We start from the raw sequence: 13,183 nt of genomic DNA, 5'->3' as shown, positions 1-13,183 counted from the left end.
GGGATGACTGATGTTGATCCGCAAGCTGTTTTCGTTTGAAGGTGCGCATGTCGTGCGGCATGCGTCATCGCATCGTTGTGCATGGTCGATCCACGGCCATTCCTATCGCGTGGAGATCATTCTCGAGGCCGATGCGCTCGATCACGGCCAGATGGTCTATGACTTCGGCCTCCTCAAGGGGGAGGTCCGGGAGATCGTGGACGCGTTCGACCATACGCTCGTGTTCTGGAACTGCGACGACCCGGCGTACATGGAGATGTGCCGTAGCCATTCGCAGCGCTGGATTGCCTTGCCGGTGTCGCCCAGCGCGGAGCAGCTCTCGCGCGTGTTCTTCGTGCTGGTCGATGTGGTGATGCGTGCGATGCCGATGCGTAACGGCGAGGCGGATGTCACGGTCCAGTCGGTGATCGTGCATGAGACGGCGACCGGCTACGCACAGTGCTTCCGGCGCGATGCCTACAATCCGCGCATGGGGCTGGTCAGTCCCGCCCTGATCGGATTCTCGGATGCCGTGCGCCGGGAGGCGACGACCGGTATCCTGGATGAACTGACCAGCGCTGTGGCGTGCGCACCGGCATGCTGACGTCGATGGGCGCCGCCAGCCGTCATGCCGACCTGCTCGTGCGCGGCGGTACCGTGGTCAGATTGGAAGGAAGTGGGCAGGCGGACATTGCCTGCGTTGACGGCCGGATCGTTTCGATCGACGCGCGCGGCTGGAGCGCTGACCAGGTCGTGGATGCATACGGCCTGCACGTGCTGCCTGGCGTGATCGACTCACAGGTCCATTTCCGCGAACCGGGCCTCGAGCACAAGGAGAATCTCGAAGCGGGCACGCGAGGCGCGGTGCTCGGTGGCGTGACGGCCGTTTTCGAGATGCCCAACACCAGTCCGTTGACGCTGCGCCGCGACGACCTCGAACGGAAGATCGCGGCAGCGTCGGGACGCGCGTGGTGTGATATCGCGTTCTACATCGGTGGCTCGTCCGTCAACGCTGGTGAGCTGGGCCCCCTGGAAGCGTTGCCGGGCTGCGCCGGCATCAAGGTTTTTATGGGCAGCTCGTTCGGCGATCTGCTCGCGGATGACGACGTTGTACTACGGCGCATCCTCGAGCACGGCCGGCGGCGGGTGGCCGTGCATGCGGAGGACGAGGCGAGACTGCGCTTGCGCCGGTCAATCGCAGAAGCATCGGGCGACGTGCGCGACCATCCGCGCTGGCGTGACGTGGACAGCGCGCTCGATGCCACGCGCAGGATCGTCGGCATGGCGCGCGAAACAGGACGGCCGCTGCATATCCTGCACGTTTCGACGGCGGAAGAAATCGCGTTGCTGGCGTCGCACCGCAGCCGGGTGACAGTCGAGGTATTGCCGCACCACCTGACCCTGTGTGCGCCCGAATGTTATGAGCGGTTGGGCACGCTTGCGCAGATGAACCCGCCGGTCCGCGAGGCCCGGCACCGGGAGGCGCTATGGCGCGCGCTTCGGGAGGGACGAGTGGACACGCTGGGCAGTGATCACGCTCCGCATACGCTGGAAGAGAAGGGCCGCCCGTACCCGCAGTCACCCAGCGGCATGCCGGGCGTGCAGACGTTATTGCCGGTCATGCTCGATCACGTCAGCGAGGGACGGCTGTCGCTGCAGCGTCTGGTGGAACTGACGAGCGCGGGTCCGGCGCGGGTGTTCGGGATAGCGGAAAAGGGACGCATCAACGTGGGCTACGACGCCGACCTGACGCTCGTCGATCTCAAGGCAAAGCGCGAAATCACGAACCGCTGGATCGCAAGCGTCTGTGGCTGGACGCCCTACGATGGCATGCGGGTGACGGGGTGGCCGGTCGCCACAATCATTCGTGGCCGTGTGGTGATGCGCGATGACGCCGTGCAGGGATACCCAGTGGGACAGCCGGTCCGCTTCGACAGGGCAATGGCGATCACGCCGGTATGACGCCCGGAAGCTGTCAGAGCTGCGTGGGATTGGGCGCGTCGCCGTACACGGCGACGGGGTCAAACTTCTTCGCACCTTCCGTGAACCGCAAGGTTGCTTCGGGCAGGTTAACCGCGCGGTAAAAACAGCTGCGATAACCGACGTGGCAACTCGCGCCGCTGCCCGCCACCTCGACGCGAATCCACAGCGCGTCCTGGTCGTCGTCGATGCGCATCTCGACTACGCGCTGGGTCAGTCCGCTCGTCGCACCCTTGGACCAGAGCGTCTGGCGGCTGCGGCTCCAGTAGTGGGCGATACCGGTCTCGATCGTCCGCGCAAGGGCTTCCCGGTTCATATAGCCGACCATCAGGACGTCGTCCCTGCCCGCATCACTGACGACGCAGGGAATCAGTCCATCAGGGCCAAATGTGGGCGAGAGCGAGCGACCTTCCTCGACTTCGGCGACGGATGTGCGAGGAGCGAATTGAAGCGAGGCAGTCATGATGGGAAGATTCTCCTGGGGGGCGGTCAGCAGACGAGGCACTTGGTTCACACCCGATGCATCATGCCCGAAGTGACGTGTTTTCCAGCGCGGCAGCAAACCAGCCCAGTACCCTTTGCAGGTGCACTTCGCCGTAGAGCCGCGCAAACCGCTGTGTCTCGGCATTGTCGGGGTCGCCGAGTACGGCCAGCCGTGCCTGGATGAACGCCGGTGTCAGCGTGATGCCGCACTCGTGCTCAATGCAGTGCTGCCAGTCATCGAAGCTCTGGGGAATCGGCGAGGTCATGGGTACGGCGGGCGCCAGCGGAAAATCCCATGGTAGCAGGGTTGGTTATTAATGCAACAAAGTGGCGTTAATAACCTGATTTCGGACCCGCCGAATCAGGTGCAATGATCCTGCGTGCTCACACGCCGTGGGTCGAGCAGTCGCGGCAGGTACCGTGAATCGTGACGGCAGAGTTCGTGCTATGAACGCCGCGGCGGCTAAGCTTGCGCTCTATCCGGGCGAGCACACCGGCCAGTTCCGGATCTTCCGGAAGCGCAGAAATGTTGTGGCAATGATCGCACTCGAAATAACCAGTGGAGGTCTCGTGCTCTGCGATTGCATGGCGCCAGGCCCGGTCAGATCCCTGAATTCGGGTGAGCAGGCCAACGGCAGTTAGCCGGTCGAGGATCCGGTAGAGGGTCACGCGATCCACTTTTCCCGCGCCTGTAGCGGCGCCCAGATCGCGGGCGAGTTCTTCGTGCGAACGGGGCTGTTCGGCGCCCTCCAGGCGTTCGAGCACGGCAACGGTAAGCGCGGTGGAGCGCAGCCCCGCCTCGCGCAGGCGCGATGGCCAGTCGGTAGGAGCGTGTGGTGGATGTTTGCGCGGAGAGTGGCGGGTAGGCATGGATGACCGTGGATGCAACTGTCCAATGATGGAATGATACATCGTCCCGCGCGGGCAAGGCCACGCGTGTCGTATGGTCGTCGTCATGGACCAGGCGGCATGCCCTGGTCGAACAGCGGTTGCAGGCCATCCTCCGCAGCGATGGCCATCGGACGCCCGACTGCCGTCTGCCGGCCGCCTGCCCAGCGCTCGAGCCGGTACAACGCGCCGAAGGCGAAGGACGGCGGTTGCATTCCGGCACCGAACACAGCCTCGCCACCGCGCCGCACGCTGTCCGCGAGCCATGACATCAGGCGCAGGTGATAGGGGTTGCGGGCAATTTCACCACGGTGAAAGGTCAGCGCCTCGATCATGGTCGCGACGCTTGAGCTGTCGAGTTCGACGAGGGTGTTGGGCTGCTCAAGCGTGCCCCAGAATTCTGTCTGCGCAAGCCAGACGGCGTGGGTATGGTGCTGCAGGGCGTCACATACGAGCCAGTGGACACCGATGTGCGTCGCAGAGCCATCACGCTCGTGCGGGCAGAAGACGATGCGCGGCCGATAGTCGTCGAACAGCGCAGCGAGGCGGTCGACGTCACGGGCCCAGCCTGCCGGGTCGGCGCGGCGACGCGCTGGCGTGACCGGCTGGCGACCATCGAAGGCTGGATCGAGCAGCGCAAAATCAAGCCGGGTACAGCCATGGCACAGCTCGTTCCATCGTTCACTGCGGCGGCATGGAGGTACACGCGCAGGATCCCCTGGCGGTCGTAGTCTTCAACCGCCTCGCAGTTCGGTGCGCAACGATGATTGATCCAGCGGACGGCGTTCCCGCCGGTGCCCGCATCAATGCAGTAGCGGCCGTCACCCAGCGCAAACAGAAAGGTGTGGAACGGGTCTTCGGCGTTGACGGGATGCTGGCGTCGTGCTGCCGCGTGGGTAATGCGCGCCCCCCTGTATTCGATGATGCGCATGCCGCGCGGCATGTCGGCAACGGCAAAGCACCCTTGCCATGGATGGGACTGCGTCGGATCTGGATCAGGCGGGGCATGAATGCAGGAATGTATGCGGTGAAGCAGACTCAAGTATAGCGTTCCCTTTTTCTAATTATCGCAACTATGTTGCGTTTACGATGCGGGTTAGATATCGTTCTGCCGGAATCGCGGGCGATCCGACCGCTGGCGCGATGACCCGGACATGAAGCGGGCAGCCTGCAAGGGCAGGCATGCGGTAGCCAGGCTGGGGCGCGGCGGAATTGAGTGTGCGATCGATTAGAATTGCGCACGCAAAGCCCGGAAGCTGGTGCAAATCCAGCGCGGTCGCGCCACTGTGACCGGTTTCCTGAAACCGGGAGTCAGACCTGGGCCTTGTCTTCCTTCACCTGTCATGGGGCGCGAAACCCCAGGAGAACCGTCATGACCTGCATCGTCAGTGTCCACCGGGCATCGGCTGCCCGTTGCTTCCTCTTTTTCTCCCGTCGTCTGTGTTGACCCGGTAAGTGTCGCCGGTCAGCACGGCATGCCTGGTTCGTGTTTCCGGCAATCGTGCGGTGTTTCACTGCGTCGATGACATGGTGGATAGGCACGTGTGTCGAGCGCATAAAAAACAGGCGCACCGCATACGGTAGCGCCAGAGAAAAAAGAAAAGAGAGCAGGACAATGAAGAAAATCTCGATCCTTTCGCCGTCGCGAACGCAGCGACGCCGCAGCCGTCAGCTCACAGCAGGGATGCTCGGCTGCGCGTGGCTGATCGGCGCGTCGTCCGCGTTTGCCGATGACGGCAGCGGCCCGGCGGCAGACAGCACGCAATCTGCGCAGGAGCCGGCACAGACGCTGCCGGCTGTTAAGGTCCAGGCATCGGGCCATACGGATACACCGGACCTGAGCACGCCGATCCGTACCGGCAGCCGGCTTGGACTGTCGAGCCTCGATACGCCGGCGAGCGTCGAGACGCTCACCGGTGAGCAGATTCAGGTGCGCGGCGACACCACGGTCAACGAGGCCATTACGCGTGCGGCCGGCTTTGCCACCGACGCGGCACCCGGCAATGGCGGCACGTCGGTCTCGGTGCGCGGCTTCAGCGGGCCGGAGTCGATCACGACGCTCTATGACGGCACGCGCATGTATCCTGGCGCAGGCACGGTGACCTTTCCGTTCGATACGTGGTCGGTCGACCGGATCGAGGTGCTGCGCGGTCCGGCGTCGGTGCTCTATGGCGAGGGTGGCATCGGCGGCGTGATCAACGTCGTGCCGAAGGCGCCGCAGCGCGACTACGCGACCACGGTCCAGCTCGGCGCGGGCGCCTATGGCGAGAAGCGCGTGGCGCTCGATACGACGGGCGCGCTCGGGCCCATGCTGTCATATCGCTTTTATGTGAGCGACGACCGCTCGAACGGCTGGGTACCGCGCGGCGATTCGCACACTACGGCGCTCGGCGGCGCATTGCGCCTCGACGTCGATCCGACCTTGTCATTCACACTCGACTACGACTACGGCCGCCAGAAGCCGGCGCGCTATTTCGGGATTCCGGTGCTCGACGGTGCGCTCAATCCGGCGTTCCGCTACCAGAACTACAACGTCGCCGATTCGGCAATCTCCTATTACGACCAGTGGACGCGGCTGAACGCGAAGTGGCACGCCATGCCCGGCATCACGGTGCGCAACCAGCTCTATTATTTGCTGACCAACCGCCACTGGCACGATAGCGAGAGCTACGCCCTGCAGCCGGATGGCGATGTGTTGCGCAGCGATTACATCGAGATCCTCCATCATCAGCGGCAGATCGGCGACCAGCTCGACACGACGATCGACGGGCGTGCATGGGGCCATCAGAACCGGCTGGTCGTCGGCGCGGACTTCAATGTGATCTCGTTTGTCGATACAAGCAATTCACCATACGGCGGCTCGTCGATCGTGCCGGCATTCGGTTTCGATCCGGGCGTGTTCGACAGTCCCGATTCGACCGTGCCCGCGTTTCGCACCGTCACGCATCAGGCGTCCCTTTTTGCAGAGGACCGGTTCGAGCTGACCGAGCGGCTCGCGTGGGTGAGTGGCCTGCGTTACGACCATATCGACTTGCATCGCGACACGTTCGCGACTGCCACGACTGCGGCGTCGTCGTTCGACAGGACGTTCGCCCATACCGGATGGCGCACGGGCCTTGTGTTCTCGCTCACGCCGACACTGTCCGTGTACGGTCAGTACACGACCGGCACCGACGGCGTCAGTTCGCTGATTACGCTGTCGCAATCGAACAGTCAGTTCACGCTGTCGACCGGTCAGCAGTGGGAGGCGGGTATCAAGCAGGAAGTGCTCGGCGGCCGCGGATCGTGGACCTTCGCGGTGTACCAGATCGTGAAGCGTAACCTCGTGAGCACCGATCCGCTGAACCCGGACCTGAGCGAGCAGGTCGGCCGGCAGTCGTCGCGCGGTGTCGAATGGTCGGGCGCGCTGCGGCTGGGCGGCGGCTGGTCGGTCGAGGCGAACGCGGCGCTGCTGCGCGCGCGGTACGACGATTTCGACGAGGCGGTCGATGGTCAGAGCGTGTCGCGCGCGGGCAACGTGCCCTACAACATCCCCGAGCAGACCGCGAACGTGTGGCTCGACTGGGCGTTCGCGCCTGGCTGGCGCGCGGGAGCCGGGGTGCAGTATGTCGGACGGCGCTTCGGCGACAACGCGAACAGCGTGTCGATTCCGTCGTACACACTGGTCGATGCGTCCGCGTCGTGGCGCGCAACGCGCAACCTGACGCTCGCGCTCTATCTGCGCAACCTGACCAACCGGACCTATGCGGTCTCCACGCAGAACGACGGCACCGAATGGCTGCTCGGCGCGCCGCGCTCGGGGTGGGTCACCGCGACGATGACTTTCTAGCCTCATTGATCGGCAAAGCCATGACCTCACTGCATATCGAAGGGCTACGCTGGTCGCCGCCGTCGCGGGACGCGAGACGCCCGGACGACGGCGAGAGCCTGTTGCGGCGGATCGTGCTCGAAGTGCGGCCGGGCGAATTCGTCGGCCTGATCGGACCCAACGGCAGCGGCAAGACGAGCCTGCTGCGGTGTGCGTTCCGTTACGCAAGGCCGCACAGCGGCGCCGTCAGGCTGGACGGCGACGACGTCTGGGTCAAGTCCGGGCGCTGGGCGGCGCAACGCATCGCGGTGGTACAGCAGGACCCGCCCGACGACTTCGGCCTGACGGTGGAAGAGGTCGTCGCGATGGGCCGTACGCCGCACAAGGGGCTGCTCGACGGCGACACCGCCGTGGACGCAGCGCTCGTCGACGCCGCGCTGCACGATGTCGAACTCGACGCGCACCGGCAGCGGCCGTTCGCTTCGCTGTCGGGCGGCGAACGGCAACGCGCGCTGCTGGCCCGTGCACTGGTGCAGCAGCCGCGTGTGCTGATGCTCGACGAGCCGACCAATCATCTCGATCCGCGGCATCAGATCGAACTGCTCGGCCTCGTGCGGCGGCAGCGGATCACCACGTTGGCCACGATTCATGACCTGAATCTCGCCGCTGCGTTCTGCGACCGGCTGTACGTGATTGCCTCGGGTGAGATCGTCGCGTGCGGCACGCCGCAGGCGGTACTAACCGAGCCCTTGCTGAAGACGGTGTATGGCGTCGATGCGCTTGTCGACCGGCACCCGGTGACGGGACGTCCGCGCATCACGCTGATTACAGGACCGGAGTCCGGGACATGACGAAAAGGAAGACTTCCCTCTGGCGCGCGACGGCGGCCACCATTTTTTGCGTAGCCGCATCGTACGCACAGGCTGACCGTTATCCGGTTACCGTGCGCAGCTGCAACCGCGATGTGACGTTCGCGCGTGCGCCGGCCAGGGCGGTCAGCAACGATTCGAACCTGACGGAGATGATGCTCGCGCTGGGGCTCAGGACACGGATGGCGGGGTTCACGGGAATCGGCGGCTGGAAGACGGACGATCCGTCTCTGCGCGTACGCCTTGCGGGGATCCCGGAACTGGCGCGCCGCTATCCGTCCATCGAGACGCTCGTCGGCGCCGGTGCGGATTTCTATCTGGCCGGCTGGAACTATGGCATGCGCGTCGGCGGTCCCGTCACGCCCGAGGCGCTTGCACGCTTCGGCATCGCGTCGTACGAGCTCACGGAGTCCTGCGCGCACGTTATGCCGATGCCGGCGGCGTCGCTCGACGACGTTTATCGCGACCTGCGCAACCTCGGCGCGATCTTCGATGTGGACGCGCGTGCGGCGAGCGTTGTCGCGTCGATGCAGGCGCGTATCGCGACGGTGTCGCGTGCCCTGGGACCGGACCCGGTGCGCCCGCGCGTGTTCGTCTACGACAGCGGCGAGGACAAGCCGTTTACGGCCGGGGCGCTGGCGATGCCGACCGCCCTGATCGACGCGGCAGGCGGTCGCAATGTGATGGACGACGTTCAGCAGAGCTGGACGCAGGTCAGTTGGGAGAGCGTCGTCGCACGCAATCCGCAGGCCATCGTCATCGTTGACTATGGCGCCGTGACCGCCACACAGAAAATCCGCTTTCTCACCGGCAATCCGGTGCTCGCAAAAGTCGACGCGGTGCGCTCACGCCGTTTCATCGTCGTGCCTTACGATGCCGCGACGCCGGGCGTGCGTAACGCCGGGGCCGTCGAGACCCTCGCGCGGGGGCTGCATCCGGAGGTGTTCGGCGCACTGGCCGGTGCCGCTACCGGGGAGGCGCGCTGAGCATGGATACGCTATCGGGCGGCAGGCCGGCGTCGCGAACACGTCGTGGCGCGCTCATTCCCTTCACCTTGTTGGGTCTGGTGCTCGCCGGGTCGATCATGGTCGCAACAGGGCTCGGACCGGTGCCGGTTTCGCCGGGCATGACCGTCCGCATTCTGCTCCATCATCTGTCGGGCGATCTAACTGGAGCCGTGCCGGCTGATGCGCAGGATGCGATCGTCTGGATGATCCGACTGCCGCGCGTATTGCTCGGAGTGGTCGTCGGCGCGGCGCTTGCGGTGGTCGGCGTGGCGCTGCAGGCTGCCACGGCTAACCGGCTGGCCGATCCGCATCTGCTCGGCGTGAGTTCGGGCGCGACGCTCGGCGCGGTGACCGCAACGCTGTGGCTCGGCGCCGTGTTCGGCCCGCTGACGCTGCCAGCCACGGCGTTCGCCGGCGCGCTCGCGGCGATGTCGCTCGCCGTCGCGCTGGGTGCGCGCGCCGGCCGGCTCGATTCGCAACGCCTGCTGCTGTCGGGGGTATCGGTGTCGTTCGTGATGATGGCGCTGGCGAACCTGCTGCTCTATCTTGGGGACCAGCGCGCCGCGTCGTCGGTGCTGTTCTGGATGCTGGGTGGTCTTGGACTGGCGCGGTGGGACCTGCTGGGCGCGCCAGCCGCGTTCGCCGTCGGCGGCATGGTGCTGCTGGCCGCACGCCGGCGTGAGCTCGACGCGCTGATGAGTGGCGATGTCGCCGCCGCAACGCTCGGCGTGGATGTCGCGCGGGTGCGTCGCGAAGTGTTCGTCGTGAGTTCGCTCGTCACGGCCGCGATGGTCGCGGTGAGTGGTGCAATTGGATTCGTCGGGCTGGTTGCGCCGCATGTGTGCCGACGGCTGGTCGGTGCCGGCCACGCTCGGCTGTTGCCCGCGTCGGCGCTCTTTGGCGCCGTGCTGCTGGTCTGGTCGGACGTGGCCGCGCGCATGCTCGCCGCGCCCGACGATCTGCCCATCGGCGTTGTTACTTCGCTCTTTGGCGGTGCGTGCCTTGTGTGGCTGATACGGGGCGAACGGGCGTAGCTCCCGTTCGCCGATGTCGCCAGTGTGGAACCGCTGGCTACGTCGCAGCCGGCCAGCCTACAGGCAACCGTCCAGCCCCGCTGTGAAGACGTCTGCGGGGAGCTGTTTGCCGATAAAGACGATCTGTGTTTCCCGCAACTCGTTCTCCCGCCACGGCGTGCCCAGGTCGGCGCCGAAGATGTGGCCCCCCTGGAACACAAGGCGCCGCTCCAGTCCCGCCACGTTCAGCACACCCTTGTAGCGCAGCATCGACGTGCCGTAAATCGTGACAATCGTGCTGAAGAAGGCTTCGAGCTTCTGCTGGTCGAGCGCGCGCGCGCGGGTTCATCTGCCGCAGCCGCTGCATCAGTGCCTGCGTTTGCGCGTCGCCGGCCAGGTCTGCCTTTGATACGAGGATACGGTCAGCGAAACCAACCTGTTCCTGCGCTTCGTGATGTTCGGCGAGCTGTGCATTCCCATGCCTGGCATCGACGACTGTAACGATCGCGTCGAGCAGGTAGTTTTCCTGCACTGTCTCGTCGACGAAGAATGTCTGGGCAACGGGAGCCGGGTCGGCGAGTCCGGTCATGATTGATTACCTGTCAGTTAAGGTTGCTCGGTCCTGCGGGTATAACGATCAGACCGCCTTCGCGCATCGTGACGCCCAGCGCGGAGAAGTGCGCGGCCCCGACTGCCGGACGGCAAACGTCATGAACTTGCGCGTGCGTTAATGGCATCACCCACACCGTCGTCAACGATGGGACAGGGAAAGAGGGCGTCCGGGCATCGGTTGGGCGGAGCTGTAGCCTTCAACAGGCTAGCGCTTCAGCGCGGCCGATAGTGCGTCGGGTTGCGAACCCATCCACTGCTGGAAATTCTTCCCAGCGGGTAAAGTCCCGGTCACGCTGATGGCTGGTACGTGCGAGTTGCTCGCGAGCTTCAGCATGTGCCGGGTCATTGCACTGCTCGCCTGGCTGTTGTGGGACGTGTACGCGGCGAGCGGTCAAATCCGTCTCAAATGACGCGACATCCGCCGCACTCGGCTCTGTGTCGTTCATCGTTGCAAGCTGGAAGCGCTCGTTGCGCATGTCCAGACCGATTGCACTCGCCATGTAACCAAAAACCGGCTCCGTCGCTGTCACCGGCACGTGCTCGTAGTGCGCTTTCAGGGCAGCGACCTTGTCGTCGACGGGTTTGAGCGAGTTGAGAAAGCGGTCCAGGCGAGCATCGTAGTCACCTTTATGCGCCGGATCGGTGGTTACCAGATACGTATTCACCGCCTTCGCGACGGCGGGCATCGTCTTCGGGTCGTACCAGAGATGCGGGTTATCACCGGACTTTCGTCCCATGAGTTGTGCCGCGACAATTGTCGTGCGGTTCGACCTTTTCGAGGCCGCCAATAGCTTTTCCCTCCACGGGTCGTAATCAGCGCCGTTGTACACAACGAGCGCCGCACCCTGCAGCGCCCGCGCCGTGTTCGGACTGGCTTCAAACAGGTGCGGATCCTGGTCGGGATTGCTCAGGATGCTTGTGACCTGCACGTGGTCGCCGCCGAGCTGCCTGACCACGTCACCGTAAAAATCACGGCCGGGACGGGTACCGACGGTGCCGCCGCCACCGTTTGGCTGCAGACGCCAATCGCAAGCGCAAGCGCGACGGGGTACAGCACGTGAGCAAGCCTGTTCACGAATTTCCTTGCTAATAGATGTAATTGCAATCGCCACGATCGCGAGCACACTGAGCGGATAGATGACCCACCCGCCAAGCTGCACGGCGTCCACAAGATTCATCCAGTCTTTCAAATCAAGAACGGAGGGTTCCTGTTCGACAGCACCCGGCTCACTGAGACTCTGATGTGTGATCTGCTATCGGACCTGTGCGGCTGGGGACCGTTCACGAAACTGAACATAGAAAATCCAAACCACCCCGCTATTGATCTTTTGTCGCTCGACGGGAAGATAGGGGCGCAGGTTACGTCGACACGAAGCATCGAGAAGGTGAAGGACGCAATTGAGAAGTTCGTCGCTGGATCCGAAACCTGAAAAACTCTATATCCTGATGCTCCGCGGGCGGCAAAACAGTAACAGCAGCGCAAGCCGAGTCTTTCTCTATTCAAGGACGTTGAAGCGGAAAGCCGTCGGCGAAACCTTCTCTCATGTGCGTAACGGACGCCCAGGTCTCGCGCCGCTAAACAGGTGTGAGGCAGCCTGACGAAGTTCAGCGTTGAATGCGGGCGGTGTGGGTCGTGAGCGGCCCATTCGACCTCGCGATGCACGTCGTGCCCAAAGCCGGCGCGAGCCTCTAACAAGGCGTTTCTGTAGGCCAACGCACGCGCCTGGAACCGCGATCCATCTGAAGGCTGAGGGGCCGTCACTGTTGCGTTCCAGCAGGCCGATGCCGGCGCTGCCCGCCTCGCACAGATCGAGCGCCATGTCTGGAGAGCGTCTGCAGCATGGCGCCGTCCGAGGCGGGCAGCGCCCGTGCCAGACGACGCATCGATTTGTTTTCAGCGGCGAAATCGTGTGGTCGATGCGCTCGCGTGCCAAGGGCCGGTGTGACCAGGCTGCCCGCGGGCCGTGCGCGGTCCGCTGCGGATTCGAACATGGTCGGCCTGGTGTGCCTCGCAACCGAGAACCTGCCAGGCAGCCACAACCCTCAGGTTCCCTACGCTCGCTTGCTGCCAAAGGAGCCCTGTCGGTGAACGGGGGCGGCCACGCAGAAGAATTTGTGCTGAACTCAAATTTACGATCGCGACGAGATTAAGGCGCATATTGTCGGGATCGCCAGGCCGGCGCAGTAACTCGTCAGCGATCTTTTGTGACGCACGGTGTGGGCCATGCGGCATAGAGCGGCAAAGTGGTGAAGGACAAACTTTGCCTCATGTGTGGTGCCCGGTTATCGGGGAGGGAAAGATGCCAGGCGTGCGGTGAGTACGTTTTCCGGAGCTCGAACTTTCGTGTACTCGAAAACGTACTCATTCGACATTGCGTTCTAGTGGAACGCATATACCTTCCAGGCGCTTTCAAAAACAAATCTATGGTCAGCCTGACTTTTGCAAGCGAGGTGGTGTTGACGTAAATTGGGCTTGCGCAAATCTATCCGGGGTCGTTGTGGGAACAGGTTCCCGCCCCATGATGAGAGCCGCGCCGGGCAAAC

The 13,183-nt window shown here is 64.2% G+C and carries 13 protein-coding genes, 3 pseudogenes and 1 riboswitch; of the genes and pseudogenes, 8 read left to right on the top strand and 8 right to left on the bottom strand.

Annotation, left to right across the window (positions count from 1 at the left end; all coding sequences use genetic code 11):
* Window positions 1-10: 10 nt before the first annotated feature.
* Both F6X37_RS03400 and F6X37_RS03395 read left to right on the top strand, forming a co-directional pair.
* Entirely contained in the window at window positions 11-583 is a 573-nt protein-coding gene (locus F6X37_RS03400) for a 6-pyruvoyl trahydropterin synthase family protein (protein ID WP_090804293.1), read from the top strand.
* Window positions 577-1,941, top strand: coding sequence for a dihydroorotase (locus F6X37_RS03395; RefSeq protein WP_187610323.1), 1,365 nt, complete (start codon window positions 577-579; stop codon window positions 1,939-1,941). Before F6X37_RS03400 ends, F6X37_RS03395 begins: the two co-directional genes overlap by 7 nt.
* A gap of 13 nt (window positions 1,942-1,954) precedes the next feature.
* On the opposite strand, the gene hisI is transcribed toward F6X37_RS03395, so the two are convergent.
* The 4 genes from hisI to F6X37_RS03375 form a co-directional block, all read right to left on the bottom strand.
* Window positions 1,955-2,422 (bottom strand): phosphoribosyl-AMP cyclohydrolase, encoded by a 468-nt coding sequence (hisI, locus tag F6X37_RS03390; RefSeq protein ID WP_187610322.1) that lies wholly within the window; start codon window positions 2,420-2,422, stop codon window positions 1,955-1,957.
* 61 nt (window positions 2,423-2,483) lie between these two features.
* Window positions 2,484-2,708 (bottom strand): hypothetical protein, encoded by a 225-nt coding sequence (locus tag F6X37_RS03385; RefSeq protein ID WP_090804297.1) that lies wholly within the window; start codon window positions 2,706-2,708, stop codon window positions 2,484-2,486.
* A gap of 118 nt (window positions 2,709-2,826) precedes the next feature.
* Window positions 2,827-3,354 (bottom strand): Fur family transcriptional regulator, encoded by a 528-nt coding sequence (locus tag F6X37_RS03380; RefSeq protein ID WP_143037154.1) that lies wholly within the window; start codon window positions 3,352-3,354, stop codon window positions 2,827-2,829.
* Between the two features lie 41 nt (window positions 3,355-3,395).
* Window positions 3,396-3,665 (bottom strand): hypothetical protein, encoded by a 270-nt coding sequence (locus tag F6X37_RS03375; RefSeq protein ID WP_187610321.1) that lies wholly within the window; start codon window positions 3,663-3,665, stop codon window positions 3,396-3,398.
* Window positions 3,666-3,758: 93 nt separating this feature from the next.
* Between F6X37_RS03375 and F6X37_RS03370 the strand changes: the two genes are divergently transcribed.
* The gene (locus tag F6X37_RS03370; RefSeq protein WP_187610320.1) at window positions 3,759-4,061 is read left to right on the top strand and encodes a hypothetical protein; all 303 of its coding nucleotides are present in this window, start codon (window positions 3,759-3,761) and stop codon (window positions 4,059-4,061) included.
* A gap of 47 nt (window positions 4,062-4,108) precedes the next feature.
* Here the strand turns inward: F6X37_RS03370 and F6X37_RS37850 are convergent.
* A pseudogene (locus F6X37_RS37850) lies at window positions 4,109-4,261 on the bottom strand (SET domain-containing protein-lysine N-methyltransferase); the annotation flags it as partial.
* A gap of 320 nt (window positions 4,262-4,581) precedes the next feature.
* A riboswitch (cobalamin riboswitch) is annotated at window positions 4,582-4,647 on the top strand.
* Window positions 4,648-4,945: 298 nt separating this feature from the next.
* On the opposite strand from F6X37_RS37850, the gene F6X37_RS03360 reads away from it, so the two are divergent.
* Genes F6X37_RS03360 through F6X37_RS03345 form a run of 4 tightly spaced genes read left to right on the top strand, consistent with a single transcriptional unit; the run spans window position 4,946 to window position 10,048 of the window.
* The gene (locus F6X37_RS03360; protein ID WP_187610318.1) at window positions 4,946-7,159 is read left to right on the top strand and encodes a TonB-dependent receptor; all 2,214 of its coding nucleotides are present in this window, start codon (window positions 4,946-4,948) and stop codon (window positions 7,157-7,159) included.
* Window positions 7,160-7,179: 20 nt separating this feature from the next.
* The gene (locus F6X37_RS03355) at window positions 7,180-7,989 is read left to right on the top strand and encodes an ABC transporter ATP-binding protein (protein ID WP_187610317.1); all 810 of its coding nucleotides are present in this window, start codon (window positions 7,180-7,182) and stop codon (window positions 7,987-7,989) included.
* Window positions 7,986-8,993 (top strand): ABC transporter substrate-binding protein, encoded by a 1,008-nt coding sequence (locus F6X37_RS03350; RefSeq protein ID WP_187610316.1) that lies wholly within the window; start codon window positions 7,986-7,988, stop codon window positions 8,991-8,993. Before F6X37_RS03355 ends, F6X37_RS03350 begins: the two co-directional genes overlap by 4 nt.
* Before the next feature lie 2 nt (window positions 8,994-8,995).
* Window positions 8,996-10,048, top strand: a complete 1,053-nt coding sequence (locus F6X37_RS03345; RefSeq protein ID WP_187610315.1) for an iron ABC transporter permease — start codon at window positions 8,996-8,998, stop codon at window positions 10,046-10,048.
* A gap of 57 nt (window positions 10,049-10,105) precedes the next feature.
* Here F6X37_RS03345 and F6X37_RS36630 read toward each other — a convergent pair whose 3' ends face one another.
* The 3 genes and pseudogenes from F6X37_RS36630 to F6X37_RS03335 form a co-directional block, all read right to left on the bottom strand.
* Window positions 10,106-10,312, bottom strand: coding sequence for a GTP-binding protein (locus F6X37_RS36630; RefSeq protein WP_316251938.1), 207 nt, complete (start codon window positions 10,310-10,312; stop codon window positions 10,106-10,108).
* Between the two features lie 106 nt (window positions 10,313-10,418).
* Window positions 10,419-10,616, bottom strand: a pseudogene (locus tag F6X37_RS36625) (GTP-binding protein); the annotation flags it as partial.
* A gap of 228 nt (window positions 10,617-10,844) precedes the next feature.
* A pseudogene (locus F6X37_RS03335) lies at window positions 10,845-11,778 on the bottom strand (metal ABC transporter solute-binding protein, Zn/Mn family).
* Between F6X37_RS03335 and F6X37_RS37845 the strand changes: the two are divergent.
* On the top strand, window positions 11,707-12,069 hold the full coding sequence (locus F6X37_RS37845) for an SMEK domain-containing protein (protein ID WP_410451203.1): 363 nt from the start codon (window positions 11,707-11,709) through the stop codon (window positions 12,067-12,069). The pseudogene F6X37_RS03335 and the gene F6X37_RS37845 overlap by 72 nt on opposite strands.
* Window positions 12,070-13,183: the final 1,114 nt, after the last annotated feature.

The sequence above is a fragment of the Paraburkholderia sp. 31.1 genome, from assembly GCF_014397645.1.
GTDB classification, from domain to species: domain Bacteria; phylum Pseudomonadota; class Gammaproteobacteria; order Burkholderiales; family Burkholderiaceae; genus Paraburkholderia; species Paraburkholderia tuberum.
This window is presented reverse-complemented; position numbering and strand designations above follow the sequence as displayed.

Coding starts and splice junctions, on each gene's coding strand:
- F6X37_RS03350 (WP_187610316.1), top strand. CDS start 7,986: ATGACGAAAAGGAAGACTTCCCTCTGGCGCGCGACGGCGGCCACCATT.
- F6X37_RS03370 (WP_187610320.1), top strand. CDS start 3,759: ATGGTGCTGCAGGGCGTCACATACGAGCCAGTGGACACCGATGTGCGT.
- F6X37_RS03360 (WP_187610318.1), top strand. CDS start 4,946: ATGAAGAAAATCTCGATCCTTTCGCCGTCGCGAACGCAGCGACGCCGC.
- F6X37_RS03400 (WP_090804293.1), top strand. CDS start 11: ATGTTGATCCGCAAGCTGTTTTCGTTTGAAGGTGCGCATGTCGTGCGG.
- hisI (WP_187610322.1), bottom strand. CDS start 2,422: ATGACTGCCTCGCTTCAATTCGCTCCTCGCACATCCGTCGCCGAAGTC.
- F6X37_RS03385 (WP_090804297.1), bottom strand. CDS start 2,708: ATGACCTCGCCGATTCCCCAGAGCTTCGATGACTGGCAGCACTGCATT.
- F6X37_RS03380 (WP_143037154.1), bottom strand. CDS start 3,354: ATGTATCATTCCATCATTGGACAGTTGCATCCACGGTCATCCATGCCT.
- F6X37_RS03375 (WP_187610321.1), bottom strand. CDS start 3,665: ATGATCGAGGCGCTGACCTTTCACCGTGGTGAAATTGCCCGCAACCCC.
- F6X37_RS03355 (WP_187610317.1), top strand. CDS start 7,180: ATGACCTCACTGCATATCGAAGGGCTACGCTGGTCGCCGCCGTCGCGG.
- F6X37_RS03345 (WP_187610315.1), top strand. CDS start 8,996: ATGGATACGCTATCGGGCGGCAGGCCGGCGTCGCGAACACGTCGTGGC.
- F6X37_RS03395 (WP_187610323.1), top strand. CDS start 577: ATGCTGACGTCGATGGGCGCCGCCAGCCGTCATGCCGACCTGCTCGTG.